This window comes from Mycobacterium sp. D16R24 (assembly GCF_002013385.1).
In the GTDB taxonomy this organism is placed as follows: Bacteria; Actinomycetota; Actinomycetes; order Mycobacteriales; family Mycobacteriaceae; genus Mycobacterium.
In genome coordinates this window covers 17,297-34,179 of sequence record NZ_MAEV01000012.1, presented here as the reverse complement: position 1 = coordinate 34,179, position 16,883 = coordinate 17,297, and the positions used below count along the sequence as shown (strand labels likewise).

At 62.3% G+C, this 16,883-nt stretch carries 19 protein-coding genes and 2 pseudogenes; 7 read left to right on the top strand and 14 right to left on the bottom strand.

From position 1 onward, the window contains the following. Positions 1-12 precede the first annotated feature (12 nt). Positions 13-456, top strand: a complete 444-nt coding sequence (locus B4383_RS10460; protein ID WP_078288167.1) for a nuclear transport factor 2 family protein — start codon at positions 13-15, stop codon at positions 454-456. Positions 457-459: 3 nt separating this feature from the next. On the opposite strand, the gene B4383_RS10455 is transcribed toward B4383_RS10460, so the two are convergent. Beyond that, positions 460-894, bottom strand: a complete 435-nt coding sequence (locus B4383_RS10455; protein WP_078288251.1) for a PPOX class F420-dependent oxidoreductase — start codon at positions 892-894, stop codon at positions 460-462. A gap of 316 nt (positions 895-1,210) precedes the next feature. On the opposite strand from B4383_RS10455, the gene B4383_RS10450 reads away from it, so the two are divergent. Beyond that, positions 1,211-1,678 carry a hypothetical protein gene (locus B4383_RS10450; RefSeq protein WP_286150536.1) on the top strand — a complete coding sequence of 156 codons (468 nt, stop codon included), beginning with the start codon at positions 1,211-1,213 and terminating at the stop codon, positions 1,676-1,678. A gap of 14 nt (positions 1,679-1,692) precedes the next feature. On the opposite strand, the gene B4383_RS10445 is transcribed toward B4383_RS10450, so the two are convergent. Together B4383_RS10445 and B4383_RS10440 are read right to left on the bottom strand one after the other, a co-directional pair. Next, positions 1,693-2,127, bottom strand: a complete 435-nt coding sequence (locus tag B4383_RS10445; RefSeq protein ID WP_078288168.1) for a hypothetical protein — start codon at positions 2,125-2,127, stop codon at positions 1,693-1,695. A gap of 44 nt (positions 2,128-2,171) precedes the next feature. Then, positions 2,172-2,762, bottom strand: a complete 591-nt coding sequence (locus B4383_RS10440; RefSeq protein ID WP_078288169.1) for a TetR/AcrR family transcriptional regulator — start codon at positions 2,760-2,762, stop codon at positions 2,172-2,174. A gap of 45 nt (positions 2,763-2,807) precedes the next feature. Between B4383_RS10440 and B4383_RS10435 the strand changes: the two genes are divergently transcribed. Continuing rightward, positions 2,808-3,662, top strand: coding sequence for a phytanoyl-CoA dioxygenase family protein (locus B4383_RS10435; protein WP_078288252.1), 855 nt, complete (start codon positions 2,808-2,810; stop codon positions 3,660-3,662). Here B4383_RS10435 and B4383_RS10430 read toward each other — a convergent pair. Next, positions 3,659-4,423 (bottom strand): polysaccharide deacetylase family protein, encoded by a 765-nt coding sequence (locus B4383_RS10430; RefSeq protein ID WP_078288253.1) that lies wholly within the window; start codon positions 4,421-4,423, stop codon positions 3,659-3,661. The genes B4383_RS10435 and B4383_RS10430 overlap by 4 nt on opposite strands. A 70-nt stretch (positions 4,424-4,493) precedes the next feature. On the opposite strand from B4383_RS10430, the gene B4383_RS10425 reads away from it, so the two are divergent. Beyond that, positions 4,494-5,261 carry a DUF2127 domain-containing protein gene (locus tag B4383_RS10425; RefSeq protein ID WP_078288170.1) on the top strand — a complete coding sequence of 256 codons (768 nt, stop codon included), beginning with the start codon at positions 4,494-4,496 and terminating at the stop codon, positions 5,259-5,261. 18 nt (positions 5,262-5,279) lie between these two features. On the opposite strand, the gene B4383_RS10420 is transcribed toward B4383_RS10425, so the two are convergent. The 6 genes and pseudogenes from B4383_RS10420 to B4383_RS10395 all read right to left on the bottom strand — a co-directional run bounded on the left by B4383_RS10420 (position 5,280) and on the right by B4383_RS10395 (position 10,082). Next, complete coding sequence (locus B4383_RS10420; RefSeq protein WP_139360688.1) at positions 5,280-5,819, bottom strand: hypothetical protein; 540 nt, start codon at positions 5,817-5,819, stop codon at positions 5,280-5,282. A 71-nt stretch (positions 5,820-5,890) separates the two neighbouring features. Beyond that, on the bottom strand, positions 5,891-6,850 hold the full coding sequence (locus B4383_RS10415) for a cytochrome c oxidase assembly protein (RefSeq protein WP_078288171.1): 960 nt from the start codon (positions 6,848-6,850) through the stop codon (positions 5,891-5,893). A 1-nt stretch (position 6,851) separates the two neighbouring features. Next, on the bottom strand, positions 6,852-7,535 hold the full coding sequence (locus tag B4383_RS10410; RefSeq protein WP_078288172.1) for a phosphatase PAP2 family protein: 684 nt from the start codon (positions 7,533-7,535) through the stop codon (positions 6,852-6,854). A gap of 72 nt (positions 7,536-7,607) precedes the next feature. After that, positions 7,608-8,390, bottom strand: a pseudogene (locus B4383_RS10405) (sigma factor-like helix-turn-helix DNA-binding protein). After that, the gene (locus tag B4383_RS10400; RefSeq protein ID WP_078288173.1) at positions 8,390-8,797 is read right to left on the bottom strand and encodes a YciI family protein; all 408 of its coding nucleotides are present in this window, start codon (positions 8,795-8,797) and stop codon (positions 8,390-8,392) included. The pseudogene B4383_RS10405 and the gene B4383_RS10400 overlap by 1 nt, the downstream one beginning before the upstream one ends. A gap of 163 nt (positions 8,798-8,960) precedes the next feature. After that, positions 8,961-10,082 carry a glycosyltransferase family 4 protein gene (locus B4383_RS10395; protein ID WP_078288174.1) on the bottom strand — a complete coding sequence of 374 codons (1,122 nt, stop codon included), beginning with the start codon at positions 10,080-10,082 and terminating at the stop codon, positions 8,961-8,963. Between the two features lie 917 nt (positions 10,083-10,999). Between B4383_RS10395 and B4383_RS27410 the strand changes: the two are divergent. Continuing rightward, positions 11,000-11,496: pseudogene (locus tag B4383_RS27410) on the top strand (two-component sensor histidine kinase); the annotation flags it as partial. 192 nt (positions 11,497-11,688) lie between these two features. Here the strand turns inward: B4383_RS27410 and B4383_RS10375 are convergent. Genes B4383_RS10375 through B4383_RS10365 form a run of 3 tightly spaced genes read right to left on the bottom strand, consistent with a single transcriptional unit; the run spans position 11,689 to position 13,948 of the window. Further along, a complete protein-coding gene (locus tag B4383_RS10375; protein WP_078288178.1) occupies positions 11,689-12,240 on the bottom strand; it encodes a GNAT family N-acetyltransferase in 552 nt (183 codons plus the stop codon). Beyond that, entirely contained in the window at positions 12,237-13,109 is an 873-nt protein-coding gene (locus B4383_RS10370; protein WP_078288179.1) for a universal stress protein, read from the bottom strand. Before B4383_RS10370 ends, B4383_RS10375 begins: the two co-directional genes overlap by 4 nt. Positions 13,110-13,141: 32 nt before the next feature. Then, positions 13,142-13,948 (bottom strand): universal stress protein, encoded by an 807-nt coding sequence (locus tag B4383_RS10365; protein WP_078288180.1) that lies wholly within the window; start codon positions 13,946-13,948, stop codon positions 13,142-13,144. Positions 13,949-14,206: 258 nt separating this feature from the next. Here B4383_RS10365 and B4383_RS10360 point away from each other — a divergent pair, with 258 nt between their 5' ends. Together B4383_RS10360 and B4383_RS10355 are read left to right on the top strand one after the other, a co-directional pair. Next, the gene (locus tag B4383_RS10360) at positions 14,207-14,800 is read left to right on the top strand and encodes a hypothetical protein (RefSeq protein WP_078288255.1); all 594 of its coding nucleotides are present in this window, start codon (positions 14,207-14,209) and stop codon (positions 14,798-14,800) included. A gap of 54 nt (positions 14,801-14,854) precedes the next feature. Then, the gene (locus B4383_RS10355) at positions 14,855-15,856 is read left to right on the top strand and encodes a zinc-binding alcohol dehydrogenase family protein (protein ID WP_078288256.1); all 1,002 of its coding nucleotides are present in this window, start codon (positions 14,855-14,857) and stop codon (positions 15,854-15,856) included. Positions 15,857-15,884: 28 nt separating this feature from the next. Here B4383_RS10355 and B4383_RS10350 read toward each other — a convergent pair whose 3' ends face one another. Then, complete coding sequence (locus B4383_RS10350) at positions 15,885-16,865, bottom strand: NAD(P)H nitroreductase (RefSeq protein WP_078288181.1); 981 nt, start codon at positions 16,863-16,865, stop codon at positions 15,885-15,887. Positions 16,866-16,883: the final 18 nt, after the last annotated feature.

Below are 16,883 nucleotides of genomic sequence, written 5' to 3'. Positions count from 1 at the left end.
AAAGTTGTGGCGATGTCATCAGCGTCGGTGGTTGTCGGTCTGTGGGTAGCTCTTTCGGAGAGAAACTGGAACGCCGTCACGGCATTTCTTGACGACGACTGCATCTATCTGGACATGCCGGTGGGACCCACCGCCGCGGCATGCGGACCAGAGAACATCGTCAAACGTCTGAAGATCGGGCTCGAACCGCTGAAGGATTACGTGCACCACGACGGGCTGATCGTCGCTAATGGTGAAGACGTGATGTACGAGCACTCCGAGACGTGGATTTGGAATACAGGGGAGTCGGCGCTACTGCGTTTTGCTTCCGTGCTCAAGGTGGTCGACGGCAAGATCACGCTCTGGAAGGACTACTGGGACATGGGCGCACTGACGAACTTCGCTCCCGCATCGTGGTTGGAAGACTTTGCCAACGCTGACATGAGTTGGATTTACGACGCGACGGGACAGGTCTGAGCCTCAGCGAAGCTTCTCGCCGTATATCCGCCCCACGGTGAGAGCCATCAGGACGCGTCGGTCCGACACCATGACCGCGCGGTACTCCTCCCAGTCGGGATGTTCACCGGCCGCGCCACGGTAGTAGTCGACAAGCGCTTCGACCTCGGGGCCGTGTGGGTCGGTACCCGGTCCGGTCAGGGATACGTCCCCCTCGGCCGTTGCCCAGGCCCATCCGTCCGAGCTGGTGACCTCGAGCGCCGCTCGGGGCTCGCGGCGAAGATTCACGGTCTTGGCACGGCCATCGGTCATGGAGACGTAGAGGACGCCTTTGTCCCGGTCGTAGAACGGGGTGACGGGGGAGAGCTGCGGTAGTCCGTTGGACTTGATGGTTGCCAGTATGCCGATGCGGCTGTCGGCGATGAGCGCATGCGGATCGAACTGCTGGACAGCATTCATATCTGGACGAACCAGGTGCATCGGACGGGTATTCCGCGCGGTCGAAGCGGAAGTTACCGTGAATGAAGGCTGACGTCGGCAACGCGATATGAGGTGAGATGTGAAGGTTCACCATCTTAATTGCGGCACAATGACATTCGGATTCATTGACCACTGCCTGCTAATCGAGACGCCGAGTTCGGGGCTGGTCCTGGTCGACACCGGTTTCGGTCCCGACTGCGTCCAGCATCCACGATTGCTCGGCTGGACACGGCACACTATGGGCCCGTCCTGCGGGAGGCCGAGACGGCAGTGCGGCAGATCGAGGCGCTCGGATATGACCCGCTCGATATGCGGCACAGCCAACTGTCGTCGATCGAATCCGTTATCGCACTGCACATTGTGCGGTCACGGGGTCAATTGGCAGATCAACGAGCTCGACGGTGGCGAGCCACGGTTCGGCTTCAATGCCGTCCGCGACCTTGACGGGCTGCCGCCGGTGATCCTGGTCGTTCCGCTCTACGGCCATACGCGAGGCCACGTCGGCGTCGCCATCGACACCGGAACCGGCTGGCTGCTGCATGCCGGCGACGCCTACACGGAGCCGCACGCGCTCGGTAGCGGCCCGTTGACCACCGCGAGCAGGGCAATGCACATGGTCACCGCGCATCCGAGTCACCCACGTGCTCAACTGCAGAACATGCGGCGCCTCACCGAGCTCGTCACCGATCATGGCGAGGATGTCACCGTGTTCTGCAGCCACGACAGCGCAGCGTTCGCACGACTTGCGTCAGAAGTTGTCTGAGTGTCGAGCAGGGCCTAGACGACAGTCACCGTCCCGGTGCAGTGGGCGGTGTTTTCGTCGTTCCAGAAGAAGCCCGAACGGCCGCCGTAATCGGTGGTGATCTCCACCTGGCCGGGACCGGTGACGACATTGAAGATCGATGCTCCTGCGGTGCCCGAGCCGTCGCCGTGTGCCTCGCCGGCAGCGCCGGTGGTCAGGTTGCGCCACTGGAAGTACGCCTGCTTGGGTCCGGCGAGACCGTCCGTGGCGTTCATGTTGAGCGTGCCGGGAATCAGGTCGCGACGTGCATCGGCTTGGCTCGCCTGCCAGGCGCTGACGCGCACGTCACCGTCGAAACAGAGGGCTACCTCGCCCGACGGTGCTGCCAATGCCAGCGGGCAGGAGGAAAGCCCCGCGCCCAGAACGACGAGGGTGAGAGCGGCCGCACGGCCAACAGGTATCGAACGCATGCAGGGAGTATCGCCCATGTGTCCTCGATCTGGCCGACGTTTCCCTAGGCGGCGGTTCCGCCGACGCCCAGTGCCGCGGAGATCAGGCGCCACAGCCGTTCGGTGATCTCGCCGGGTGCGGGGAGTGGGGTCAGTCGCAACTGCTGCGCAATCCCGTATCGAATTCCGCCGATGATGAAGGCGCCTGCGCTGTCGGGGTCGATGTCTGAAGGCAACTGACCCAACTTCTGGCCGCGGCGGATGTTCTTGGCGGCGTTATGGCTAATGCGTTGCAGGTACGTCGCTTCCAGTTCGGCCAGTTGCGGATCTAACGCGGCGCGGTTGAGCAGGATCGGGGCCAGCGGGTCGGCCACGTGATAGCCGACAAACAGGCGGGTGCGTTCCAGCTCGTGGACGCGCCAGTCGGTGTCCATGGCCAGATGCGTGTCGGCGATTGCCTGCACGAGGCCCTCGTAGAACTCGTCGTAGATGACCGCGAGCAAGCCACTTTTGGATCCGAAGTGATGGTAGAGAGCACCGGTGCTGAGTCCGGCACGCCGGGTCAATCCGCTGAGATCCATGACTCCGCTGCCGCGAACGAGTTCATCGCGGGCGGCGTCGATGAGCTGTTGACGTCCGATTGAGGGGCGTGCCACTATGTGATTCTACAAAACATAATTATCTTATGTTTAGGAGTGTCGATGAGCACGGAAGTGTCATCGTTGATGGATTTGAGCGGCGACCTGGCCGGAACTCATCGACGGACCGCGAGCAGCGGCGAGAGTGTCAATCCCGCTGTTGCCGACGCGGATTTGGCGGCGATGCGCCGCGACGGCTATGTGATTTTGCCGGATCTGCTTACCGCTGACGAGCTCGTAGAGATCCGTGAAGCCGTTGCGCCGTTGCTGAATCTGCATGGCCGCAATGGATTTGAAGGAAACACCACGCAGCGGGTGTACAGCGTGCTGAACAAGACGCGCGCATGCGACCGGATCGCGGATCACCCGCGGGTCTTGGCCCTACTGGATCGGCTTTTTCTGCCGAACTATTTGTTGTCGATGCTGCAGGTCATCAACATTCTGCCAGGTGAGCAGGCGCAGATACTGCACACCGACGACGGCTTCTATCCGATTCCGCGTCCCCGAGCCGGTCTTGGTGCCGCCACGATCTGGGCGATCGACGACTTTACTGCCGACAACGGCGCCACCGATGTCATTGCAGGCAGCCATCTTTGGAGTGAACGGCGGCCGCGGGACGTCGAGCGTGAACCCGTGGTGATGAAGGCGGGTTCCTGTGTGTTCTTCCCGGGCACGCTATGGCACGGCGGGGGAGCGAACCGATCCGATGCCGCACGGCTGGCCCTGACAGCTCAATACTGCGAACCGTGGCTGCGTCCACAGGAGGCGTTCACCCTGTCGATGACTCGTGACACCGTCCGAGCGGTATCTGAGGACATTCGCCGGATGCTGGGGTACAGCATTCACCCGCCGTTTATCGGCCAGGTTGACGGCATGCATCCCAAAAGACTGCTTGATCCGGGCGCCCCGTCGCTCTAGTGCTGATAGACGTCGTTGAGTGTCACTGTGCGCAACTGCCGTTCCCCGATGACGTCGAGCAGCTGGTGATAGACCGTGGTTACCGGCGGGTGATTGAGGTGGCCGATGACGATTGCCTGCGGATTGAAGTACTTGCGGGCCATGTCCACGATGTATTGCGGGGTGACGACTCCTGAGTCCGACAATGACCCGTACCAGAGCACCGGCGGCCCGTAGCCGAGCCCCTGAGTAAGTGAATCAGTTGCGGCGTTGTGTTTTCCGTAGGGTGGGCGGAAGAACGGCGCCGGATCGACTCCGTAGGTGTTGGTCAAGAACTTGGTATTACGGGTCAGCTCGGCAGCGATCTTCTCGGCGGTCAGTGTCGTGAGATTCGGATGAGACCACGTGTGATTGCCCAGCTGGATCTGTCCGCTGTCGACGAGCGGGCGAAGCAGTGGGGCATTCTGCGTCCATCCCGCGTTCACACCATTGACGAAGTAGGTCAAGCGGATTCCGGTATCGCGCGCCAGCTGGGTGTACGCGGCGATGACGTTCCCATCGGTGCCGTCGTCAAGGGTCAAGGCGAGTAGTCGCTGTCCGTCGGTGCGGGCCGGCAGAGCGGTCAACGCACCGCCGCCGGGCAATGGCACCCGCGTGAGCCCGCTGCTAGAAGCTCCAGCTGCCGTGCCGGGGTCTGCGGACGCAGCGGCTGATTCGATGACTGAGGCAGCCACTGCGGCAGTGGCTGCCAATAAGGTCAAAAACCGGCGACGGTCGAGCACGACGCCAGGGTAGCGCCGGAACCTGGAGATCACGCGGTGTGGCGGCTGGTGTCGGGCTACCGTCCCTGTCGTGATCGATTTTGCGCTGAGATCGTGTGGCCTGCGCGGGCATGCGACATTCGCTCCCGATGAGCAGCCACTTCGGGAACGCCTGAGGGTTGAGACGCCCGCAGGGACGGCCTGGCGGTGCTTGCGGTGCGAGACGTTTGTGGTCGGCGCGCCACGGTATCGGGGACCGGCCGATACAGCACCAGAGATTCCGCGCGGACGGCTCCTGCGTGATCGGACCTTGATGCGGATACTGGCCGTCGAACGCGTATTCCGCGGTCTCGTCTTTGTCCTACTCGCGGTCGGGGTGGTCAAGGTTCGCGGTTCCCGCGAACATCTCCAACAGGTTTTCGAGCGGGACCTGCCGCTGATCCGGCCGCTGGCCAATCAGCTCGGATGGAATCCGGACAATTCGAAAGTCATCCGTCATATCGGTGAGGCGTTCTCGTTGTCGTCCTCGACACTGATGTGGGTGGCGGTGGGCTTGGCGGCGTATGCGGCGATCGAGTTCATCGAGGCCTTCGGTCTGTGGCTGATGAAGCGCTGGGGTGAGTACTTCGCCGTCATTGCGACAAGCATCTTCTTGCCGCTGGAGATTTATGAGCTCATCGAAAAGCAAACCGTTCTCAGGGTTTTAGCGCTCCTGGTGAACATCGTGGCTGTGGTCTGGCTGCTATGGAGCAAGAGACTGTTCGGGCTCAATGGTGGCGGCAATGCCTACGAGGAGGAGCATCGCGCCGAGAGTCTGCTGAGCGTCGAACGGGCTGCGCTGGCGGACAATCCGCACTAGCGATCGGTGGGCAGCCGGTCAACCCGTCAGGCCGTGGCTCCTCAGCCATTCATCGACGGTGATCGTGGTCGTCACCTCGTCGAGGTCCAGGACCAGGCGGGTCTGACTGTTGATCATCTGCACCGCGCGGTCGCAGACGGCGGTGGACTCACGGCGCACGGCGGCATCGATCGCGTCGTTGGTGTCCGACGGTAGATCCGCCGAGTCCTGGGTAAGGCGTTCGGCCGTACGCGCGGCAGTGGTGGCGATTTCACGCAACGTGTAGTGAGCATGGCGACGGATCGCCTCCACATGAGTGATTCCGCGGGCCAACGCCAGGTACTTCTGGCGCGTATCCGATTCGGGCGGATGCTGCTGGCCGAGCCGATTGGCCGCCTCACGAATTCTGTCGGAATCATCGACGGCCTCGAAGGCGAGGTAGAAGCCCGCGACGGCGCGGCCGATACGCGTCGAGGTGTCGACCGCGGGAGAGGCAGGTCGTGGCGGACGCTGGGAAGGTGCAGACTCGGGCAGGGCAGAGTCGACGAGCGACGGTAAGGCGCACCGCGGGACATCCATCCGTCCATACTGCCCGAAAAATAGACGGAGTGTGCAGAAGTTCGCTGGGAAAGGGCCAGGTGGCGGGACTTTCAGTGTCGTCCGAATCGCTCTCGCAGCTGTGGGTCGTTCTCCCACCATAGTGTCGGCGTCGCCGGATCCACGGCTGTCGTGTTGCCCGGGTCGAGTGAACTCTGGTCGGCGCGGTCGAGTTCGGCGTCGATCCGTGCGGCCTGCGCCTTGTCGTCGGCAGACAAGGCGCGCATGAGTAGCAGCAGGAAGGGCAGTCCAAGGACATCACCGAGGATCCAGAGAACGCCCGCGCCCAAGGTCTGATCCGTTCGCAGATCCGGCCCCCTGGCGCGGTGTAGCGCCAGATAATAGGTTGACGCGACAAGTGGGCCCTGCCACAGCACCAGACCCAAGACCCCGTCGCCGATGGTCTCGGCCACGCTGATCACCAGCGATATCAGCTGTGGATATTTGTGAGGTACGGGGTCTACCTGCAGGCGCGCGTAGAAGTACGCGAACCCGATCAATGCCAACGCCGTTCGTGTCATCGCACCGAGCAGGCCATGAGTCAGAGATGCCGTGTACCACGGCGTCAGATACAGGAGCCATGGTGTGGCCAACATGGCCAGGGACGTCGTGAGCGGATGTGTCAAGACCTGCGCGGGTGCCGACGACAACGCGCGACCAAATCTGGCCAGCCCATCCGGTCGTAGCGCGCCGCGCACAACAGTGACCGGCCGACCAAGGGCTACCAAGAACGGCACGACCAGGAGCAGCAAGACAACCTGCAATGCCCGCATCCAGAACAGCACGTGTGCGTAAACGCCAACCACACTCATGCATGCGACGACCCAGCATCCGATTCCCGCGAAGAAACAACTCGCCCACACGCCGCTGATATCCGATTGGCGACGCCGCACGCGGGTCAGGGCCCAGCCGTATCCCGTGCCTAGGGCGATAGCGCACAGGGCCGCCGCTATATCAAAATGCCATGCACGCCAAACCATCACCCAGGTCAGTGGCTCCGTGGGCGAGAACATCTCAGGCCGCGGGACGGGGGGATCGGGTGGTGATCGGTGTCTTGTGAAGGGCCGCGGCCGCGATCGTCACCACGGACGTCGACAGCACCACTGCCGCCAAGACGTCGACCACCCAATGGTCTCCGAGGTAGAGACGACTGCCGGCCACCAACATCACCGCCGCTACTGCCGCTACCAGGGCCGCCAAGCGTCGCCAGCCGCTATGGCGGTAGGCGACCACGACGGTCAATATTCCGGCAAGAGCGGTAGTGCCCGTGACGTGTCCGGACGGAAAGGACCAGCCGGTTTCCTCAACTAACTGCGTGTTGATAGGTGGACGGTTTTCTCCCACTGCCCATTTCGCCGCCGCGGCAAGGAAGAACGCCGATACGACGGCCGCGGCTACGGTGGCCGCAGTTCTCAAAGAGCGTGTGAAGCGCCAAATCGCAAGTGTTGCAACAGCCGTCGCTACGGACACCATCGCCGGGCTACCGATGTCGGTGACGTCAACCGCGGCCGAGGTGAGCCAACTGTGCCGGTGAGTCACCAACCAGTCCAGCGTGCGGTGGTCGACGTTGGTGCCTGAGCCGTAATGATGCGCTATCGCCGCCAGGGTCGCGAAAACTACGAACAATGCTGCCGCGAGAACCGCAGCGGTTCGCGCGCACGTAGTTTCGGGTCGAAGATTCCGCAGGCTGAAAGTCATTGTGTCCTTCTCATCGATTCCGGGACCGACGAACGAGGCTAGATCTCTTCCCTGCGAATCTGCTGTCAGCGCTTAGTGGTCTCCGGCCACGAGGCGCTGGTTCAGAGTGGCCGCCCGAAGCGTCAGGTGGTTGCGTTCGGCGAGGTTGTGGGCCTGAGCGGCGGCGTCGGCATAGAGCCGCGCAGCTGTGGCGATGTCTCCGGCGCGCTCGTGAAGGTAGGCCGATGACGCGGTGTACCGGGGGAGAGCCGCATCGAGTTGGTCGAGTGCGGCGAGCCCGGCACGTGGACCGTCCACAGCGACCGCGCGATTAAGCCGCACCACGGGGCTATGGGTGAGCCGGACCAGTTCGTCGTACCACTCGACGATCTGCACCCCGGCCGATCCAATCGGACGTCACTCACCGTTCTTTTGGCTCGCGAAATCCGTTGGGCCATCGTCGCTTCGGGTACCAGGTATGCCTGCGCAATCTGCCGGGTGGTGAGGCCGCCGACTGCCCGCAAGGTCAGCGCGGCTGCCGATGCGGGGGAGAGGCGCGGATGCGCGCACAGGAAGTAGAGCTGCAGCGCGTCATCCACGGAGGCCACTGGTCCTGGCTGCGGCTGGTCAGTGATTCCATACTCGCGACGTCGCCGGGCGGTATCGGATCGTGCGAGATCGATGAAACACCGCCAGGCGGTGGTGGTCAGCCAGCCCTTGGGGTCATCAGGTCGCCGCGATGGGCACGTCTGGGCGGCCCCCTCCTGCACGGCGTCCTCTGCCGTGGCGAAGTCCGCGCCACGGCGCACTAGCTGCCGCCAGCACTCCGGGGATAAGGTCCCGCAGCTGGGCTTCGTCCACCGCAGCGTGGGCCATCAATCGAGGTCGGAGTGCGCGGCTGTCATGAACGGCCGAACCTCGAGCCATTCGTGGATCGGCTCGCCGCCGGCTCCGGGAGCTGCCGATAATTCCGAGGCGACATCAATGGCACGCTCGTACGAGTCCACGTCGATGATCATCCAGCCCGCGATCAAATCTTTGGTCTCCGCGAACGGGCCGTCGGTAACCGGGGGCTTACCCTCACCGTCGGAGCGCACCCATGCGCCTTCCGGCGCCAGGGCCTGGGCGTTGACGAATTCGCCGGTGCCTTCCAGCCGGGCCGCGGGGTCGTTCATGTATTGAATGTGCGCTTGAACCTCGGCGGGCGTCCACTGATCCATCGGCACGCAATTGACGGCCGCAGGTGCACCGCGATAGTGCTTGAGCAGCAAGTACTTGGCCATGACGGTCTCCCTTCATTCGCGACCCTAGTTGGTCGCTCACCTCTGGGACGGAACCATTGCGCCGTTCTCGACATCCGTCGTTGAGCTTTCTCGGATATGTGTCAGAAAGTCGACCAGCCGTATCCGCGAAATCGTGGGCCGGTTTCGGCTGCGATGGCCCAGGTCAGGCTGCTGTATGCGGTTGCACGGCAGATGGTACGAGGATGAGTTCCTCGAGTTGGCGAACGATCATTGCCGGTGAGATGGGCAGCGGTTGGGAGAACACCGTCAGTAGTGCGTCGACGGACTGTCCGACCGTGAACCTGTTGCGCGCCTCGTGACGGATTGACCGTGGAAGCGATCCACTGTTGATGGCCTCGCGGATACCCAGGGCCAGCGCTTCGGCATTGTCCGGGGCGACAAGAATTATTCCACCGCAGTCTGTTTCGGGTAGCCCGCCGTCATCGGATGCGATCACGCGGCAGCCGGAGTGTTGGGCCTCGATCGAGACGATGCCGAAGGTCTCATGCCAGTACTGGCTGTTGGACGGCATGACCACAATATCGTGCTCGGTCATCAGCGTCGCCATCTTGCTCGGCGTTTTGCAGGTGGGGACCACGGAGATGCCAGGGTGCTCGCGCAGCAGTCGCTCGATAATCCTTCCTTGCGGCTTGTCAGCGCCGGCAGTCGTCGCGGTGAAGCTGAGTTCGGCGTCCTGTTCGATGATGTCGATGTGCAGCGTCTCAAGGAGGGTGTAGACGCCCTTCTCCGGACTGAGTCTGCCGGCGAAGAGGATTCGAGTTCTTCCCGTCTCATTCTTGGGCCGGGGCTGTGTGCCGAAGCACGGTTCGGCGAATGGGTAGACGACGCTGATCGTGGCGATGTCGACGTCCAGATAGTTCGACCACAACCGGGCCGCGTAGCGGCTGGTAGCGATCAACACCCGATCACGGGTTCCGTTGATAGCGAACGCTTTGTAGCGTTCCCGGATCGGGGGCGGGTTGTGCAAGATCAGGAACGCCGGACGCTTGGTCTCGACAACATGGGGTTCGTTGACGAACACAACGGTGCCGTCGAGCTCACCTACCTCAGCCAGCGTCGATAGTGACAGGAACGGGATACCACTGAAGTCATTGCGGCCGTCTTCAGCACCTAGGCCGACGGTGACCACTTGAGCCGGTATGCGGCGCCGATTCAGTTCGCGGACTTGGCCGACGGTGTAGTTTTCTGAGCCGCCGGTACCGGCCGGGAGAGCGTTTCCTGGAGACCAAATGAACGAGATCATTTGCACTGCCCTGCTTTTCATTTTTCAACGGTCGTCTTGGGGCACGGTGACGACTACGGTGAACCGCTCCCACGAGTGCGGGTTTGGTAAGTCTGCATAAGGACCGCTGACTGAGCAACGACGCTACGACACGGTTCCCATGCGAATGCAATCTCACTCGAGGTCGACCGTCGACGAACCGACCGAACGCACGACACTAAATTAGGTGGTGATACGGATAATCCCATGGCCCGCGACGGGGCATGCGGCACGATCCTTCGGTGAAATGCTCAAAACCAGGATGTCGGCGCGAAGGCTACGACAGTCACCATGGTGAACAAAGACAACTAACGGAACGGTAACACACAACGGCGATGTCGGCATGGCCAGTCAGGCCGCGGGATACGGGGCGCGACTCTATGTTCTCAATGAACTCTCAGTGCTTGACAGGCATTGTCGGGGCATGCCGAACATTGATCATGTGACCCCATCGCCTGAACCACCTGCCGACTCGACGGTTAATACTGAGGAAGGGATTCCGGCCGCTGGGGCCGTCCCCGATAAGCGCAAGCGTGAACTGTTGTTTCGATCGCGGGCGCGGCGGCCGCTGTTGTGGCCGTGTTGGCGCTGACGTTTGGTGCTGGTGTGTGGGCGGGTAGCGAGTACGGAGACGAGTATGGCCGAGATGATCACGGCCAGAGTGAATCTCATTCATACGAGCGTGATAGCGCCGAACGCGACTACGACGGTGACTCGAGTCGCGATCGGGACTCTGATAACGATGATGACGAGCGGGGACATTCAGTGTCCGATCGCGGTGATCGGCCGTCTGTCACGTCTCCGGTAGCGCCTACATCCGCCCGGCCAACCTCGGGGCGGTCGTAGCACCGGCATGATTACTGGATGTGGTCGTTGCGCGTGACGCGACATTTCAGCAGAACGGCACGAGGTTTGGACGGATGCTGAAGGCCCGCGCAGTCATTGTTGCGGTACGGGCCCGGTTGCGGCGCTGGTGCGGTGGGATCGCGACTCGCTCGGCGGTGGTGCTTGCCAGCCTGGTGCCTGTGGGGGCCACCTCGGTGGTGCTGCTGTACCAGTCGATGTGTGCCGACGTCGATACTGCAGCCAGGGCCCGGGCTGTGGCGGTGTGAGAGCGGCTGCGTGAGGAACCACCCGATGGGCTCGAATCCGTGCTGTTGGCCACCGATCAGCGGATCGTGTCCGTCCAGGTGATCGACGGCAGCGGCCAGGTGGTGCGTCGCCCGGAATCGGCATCACAGATTCCGCTGATCCCACTGCATGACAGCACATCCAGTGACGCACGGGTCGGTGTGTCGGCTACACCGTGCTGGCGGGGTGGTGGCATCGAACCGATCGAGTCGATGGTGTCGACTGTGGCGACGATGCTTGTGCCATCACCGCACCAGTCGTTGCGGTGATGGCCGCCGTGGTGACGTGCCGATAGTCCGCGATGGCCGAGGGGGCGACGGTCTGCACCGAACTCCTGTGCAGAAAAGTGCCGATAGGCGCCTTTCCATCATTGGCGCTGCGTATATCTGCTGGTACCGGTGCGTGTTCAGCAGGTGCGAGTTCGGGGACGACGGCTAGCTATCTGGTGACGTTACAGCGCGGAGAGTAGTGCGTTCACTCAAATGACTTGTGCCACATGTGGACGGGCCGCGGGCCTTAGCTCAACCTCGAGATTAAGTACCTCGCGATCGGTGTGGTTGATTTTGTGCGGCAGTTCTAGTTCACGCAGCATCACCAGGAGCGCGTGGTTTTCTGCGAGGACGTCGGCGGTGAGCCGTGTGATCCCGTTTCTGATGGCGGACTCGGCGAGGGCCTTGAGGAGCATTGTGCCCACGCCGCGCTGATGGTCGGCGTGGGCGACGAGGATGGCGACCTCGGCGGTATGGCCGTCTTGACTGATGACGTAGTTTGCAACACCGACCAATCGCCCATGCTCGAAGGCTCCTATTGACAGTTCTCGTTCGGACTGTTGGGTCAGTGATTCAGCAAGTGCTGCAACGTATTTTGGGTTGGTGGTGAAGAATCGCAGGTAGCGATCCTGCTCGTTGAGTTGGGAGTGAAGAAGGGCGACCGATTGGACGTCATCCCGATCCAGCGTTCTGAGCGTGGTCGCCGCGCCGTCGATGCTCCTGTCGGTCTTCTTTTCAGGTTCAGGGACGGTGAACTTCATGGTCGCCGTGCGACGATGACGGGTACTCGCGAGGCTTGAGCGACGGCAGAACTGACTGCGCCGAGCAGCATTCCGGCGAAGCCCCCGCGGCCGTGACTGCCGACAACGACAAGCTGGGCGTGCGCGGACTCGGCGATAAGGTATGGGCTGGGGTAATCACATACGACACGGCGGTCGACCTTCACGTCGGGGTAGCGTTCTTGCCATCCTGCCAGTCTTTCGGCGAGTGTTTGTCTTTCTTGAGTTTCCGTAGCACGCAGATCAAATGCCGGTTCGAAGAAGTTGGGCATGTGCCAGGCGTGCACGGCGATCAACCCAACCTTCCGATGTGATGCTTCATCGAAAGCAATGGCTGTCGCTTGCTCTGATGTCGGTGAGCCGTCGACACCGAGCAAGACAGGAGCGTGCTTGTCGAGTGTTGCCTCGTTGTGGATCACCGCGACGGGGCATCGCGCGTGGTGCAGGACAGCGGTACTGACCGAGCCCAGCAACAGACGGTCGAGGGCGCGCCGTCCTCGACTGCCGACAACGAGTAGGCGTGATTCCTGCGCAGCGTCGACGAGCGCCCACACCGGATGCCCGAATACCACTCGGCGGCGTGCGGAGGGCAAGGCGCACCCGGCGGCCTCTTCGGCAATGCACTGTGCGTTTTCCAGGACCAATTGCGCTTGACGTTCGCGCGATTGATAGATCCGCTCACGGAGTTGCTGGTCGTAGACATGGGTTTGTTCGATGTCGAAGGCGCTGATGAGGGTCAGCGGTTCATTGCGCATGCTCGATTCTTGTGCGGCCCAATGAACCGCCATATCAGCACAGGCCGATCCATCGACCCCGACCACGATCCCCGCATGATGGTTCTTGGATATCATCGTGTTTCAACCCCATTCGTCATCATGAATTGTTAGTTGCGAACGATCAGGATGGTGCGATCGCCGTGCTCTGCTGAAGGCCGCATACGGATGACATGTGGAATATCTGCGCGTCCCACTACTGCCAGCTGGATCGGTTCATCACAGTTCGTGAGAAAATGGCCGATATCCGAACGTGCTGCAACCGGGTACATGTGGACGTCTGGATAACGTTCACGCAGGCTCGCCACGCGTCGATCGAGTTCGTCGTAGGGCGATGCGCCCATGTCCTCTTGCCAGGTGCCCACCGCAAGAATCGGAAGATGGCGAAGTCGTGCTTCCTGCACCGCGTGGTCGATGACGGTGTCCGTGTCCTGAGGACCGTTGACAGCCACAGCGATCCACACGGGAAGACCATGCGCGACAAACACCGGTCGATGGACTATCGCGACGGGGCAGTGCGCTCGCTTGGCGATTTCAGTTGCGGTGGAGCCCCAAAAGGCACTCGCCAATCGCCCGAATCCCTCGGAGCCAACGCATACGAGGCTCGCGGTTTGTGATTCTGCGGCCAAGGCATCCGAGGCCAGCCCGTGACGGATCACGCAATCGACCTTGACGGGCTTTCCGGTCTCCTTGACAGCGGCCGCGGCATCACGCAGTGACGTTTCTGCGTACTCCTTGTCGATGTTGTACTGGTCCACAAAAGATTTGGCGGTGACCACGGGCCTGGTCACATGAACCAGGCACAGCGGCACATCTCGGCTGATTGCTTCATCTACAGCCCATTCGGCCGCGTGAACAGCGGCCCGTGAACCGTCAATGCCAACAACTACGGGCCCGTGCCGGTCGGTATCAGTCATTGGACTCACTCCTTTGGGTGATCGAACGCGGTTCGCCAGCCCTTTGATCGGCTGAACTGACGGTAGGACCGATTTCGGGCGCCGGGCGGAGTCGTAAGTCCCCGATTCCCTGCCAGTGGTATACGCCGCTCCGTGTCAAAGGGTTGATGAGCACCGTGACCAATGACCTGGTCAAGTGGAGGCCGCGGTCTCTGCAGCGTGGACGCACCAGATGCGACGATCAGCTGGTTACCGCCGATGCTCGGCCTAGGAGATGTCATGAATGTCTTGGTGTTTGGCTATGTGCAGGTCCTGCTTACCAGATTGTTCCGGCGCCATCCTTTGGTCCGGGGCTGCGATCGGGTCGCGGCCGTTGTTCAGCTGGTGGGGTTGCTGTTGGCGTTGGTGATGTTGTCGGTGGCGGGAGCGGTCGGCACAGCTCTGTACGACGCCGGAAGCAGAACCAGCAGCGAACAATTGCATACACGCCACCAGGTGCAGGCAGTGGCAACCGGCGATAGTCACGCGGTGGCACCCCGGTACAGCCCGGTCGTTCTGGTACCAGCCCAGTGGAGCCTCGGGGGCGTGCAACATCACGAAACTGTCCGCTACGGTGCAGATCTCAATACAGGAGACAGGTTCCTGATGTGGGTTGATCCTACTGGTCGCAGTGTGTCGGCACCGACGTCACGGGGGGACGCCGCAGCTGATGCCATTGCCGCCGCGGTCCTGCTGTGGACGGCAATGACGAGTCTCATCGTCGGTACCGTCGGGTTGGTGCTCCGGCGCATCCATCGGCTCCGGTATGCGCGCTGGGAATCAGACTTCAATGCCCTGGTGGATCGCGGGGGCCGCCGGAAAAGCGACCATTGAGCTCGTAGGTTCATTCGTAAGGAGAAGGGAGGAAGGCAGCCAATGGACACAGAGATGCGGGCCTGGCAGGTACAGCGGCCGGGCCTCATCGCGAGCGGGCCCCTGCGCCGTGTGCGCTTGCGAGTGCCCGAGCCTCACCCGGGGGAGTTACTGGTGCGAGTGCTTGCCTGCGGGGTTTGCCGTACCGATCTTCATGTCGCCGAGGGTGATCTGGTCCCGCACAGGCCAAACGTTGTGCCCGGACACGAGATCGTTGGCGAAGTCGTTGGACTGGGCGAGCAGGACGGCACGGATTTCAGGGTAGGCGATCGAGTGGGCATCCCATGGCTTCGGCATACGTGCGGTGCGTGCAGGTATTGCCTCCGTGGCAACGAAAACCTTTGTCCCGGATCTTTGTACACAGGCTGGGATGCCGACGGTGGGTACGCAGAATTCGCGGTGGTGCCCGCAGCCTACGCATTGGGGCTGCCTACGGGGTACGCCGACGCCGAGCTTGCCCCGCTGCTGTGTGCTGGCATCATCGGTTACCGCTCACTGCAGCGTGCAGAGCTGCCTGCGGGTGGCCGCTTGGGCCTATACGGATTTGGCGGCAGCGCACACATCACCGCGCAGGTCGCCCTGGCCCGGGGCGCCGAGGTCCACGTGATGACCCGGGGGAAGGACGCCCAACTACTTGCCCTCGAGCTTGGTGCCAGCTCGGCGCAGGGGCCCGCCGATGCGCCTCCCGTTGCGCTGGACGCCGCGATACTGTTCGCGCCTGTCGGGGAGTTGGTGGGGCCGGCGCTGGCGGCGCTTGACCGGGGAGGCACATTGGCCATCGCCGGTATCCACCTCACCGACATTCCTACCCTGAATTATCAGCAGCACCTGTTCCAGGAGCGGCAGATTCGATCGGTCACGGCAAACACCCGGTCCGACTCGCGGGCATTCCTCGACTTTGCCGCGACACATCGTCTCCACCTGGCAGGTCCCCGATACGAACTCCAACATGCGGACCGTGCTCTGTCAGATCTTGCCGCCGGCCGGATCACCGGCGCCGCCGTGCTCGTTCCCTAGCCCGTACACCGGGGCGCTCGGCATGAAGCTACTTACCCGCGAATTCGAGGACAGCAGAGAGTGGCCGCCGCGGCGTGGGAGCCGGTATCGGCTCCAGCGGTGGCGTCGTGCCAATCCGGACCACCGCCTGCGGGTAGTCGCGGTCAGTGATCCCCTCGATGATCTGACGACTCGCGACAAGCTCTGTGACATGGGTCAGAGTGCATGTGGCCGACCCGGCAACTGTGGCTTCAATCAGCAAGGCTGACAAGGCTTCGCCACATTTCACGTAGTCCTTTGCAGAATCATCGCCGGTCGAGAGCACCACCAAAGTTGCCCTATCCTGCGGCACGGCGGCACGGCGCTCCTGATGCCGCGCGAAAGGAAAATCGCGGCCGATATCGACTCGATTTCCTTCTTCCTCGGAGGGCAATGAGCTGTCCGGGATTCCCTCGGAGAGCTTGAACGGCGCAGTCCACCAATCGATCTCCGCCTTGTACTCTGAGTCGTATTGGCGAAGTCCTTCACTGAGCTGAGCTGCCTCAACGACGCGAGGACGGGCCCCGTCGGCGAGGACATCGAGGAAGGCCCGGTCGCTGACTGCCTGCCGGAGTAGCTGCTCGGTCACCGCCCACCTGCGCGGCGGCAGGAAGGGGAGTCGATCGGTATAGCGCCGCTCCAAAGCATGTAAGCGATCGCGGTGTGCGTCGGTGACGTACTGCATCTTGGTGAAATTCATTGTTGCCACATGCGTATGGTCATTGGGGTTCGGGAAGTACTCCGGGCGCACTAGCCAACCGAAGGCGGCCGCAGCCACCCGAAAGTGATCCAGCACGGCACCGCAGCTGATCAAGGCCTCCCGCTGCGAGGGGTCGGCGCGTAGTACGCGATTCACGTCGAGGAAGAGCTTGAGTTCGTCATCCATAACCCAACGCCACGGCTGACTGTTGTGGACCGACGGCGCCCGGCACGCGGCCTGGATTGCCTTGATGACTACATCACGGCCTAGCACTATCTGCGTCACAGCCATACCTCCGTGTAAGTCGCC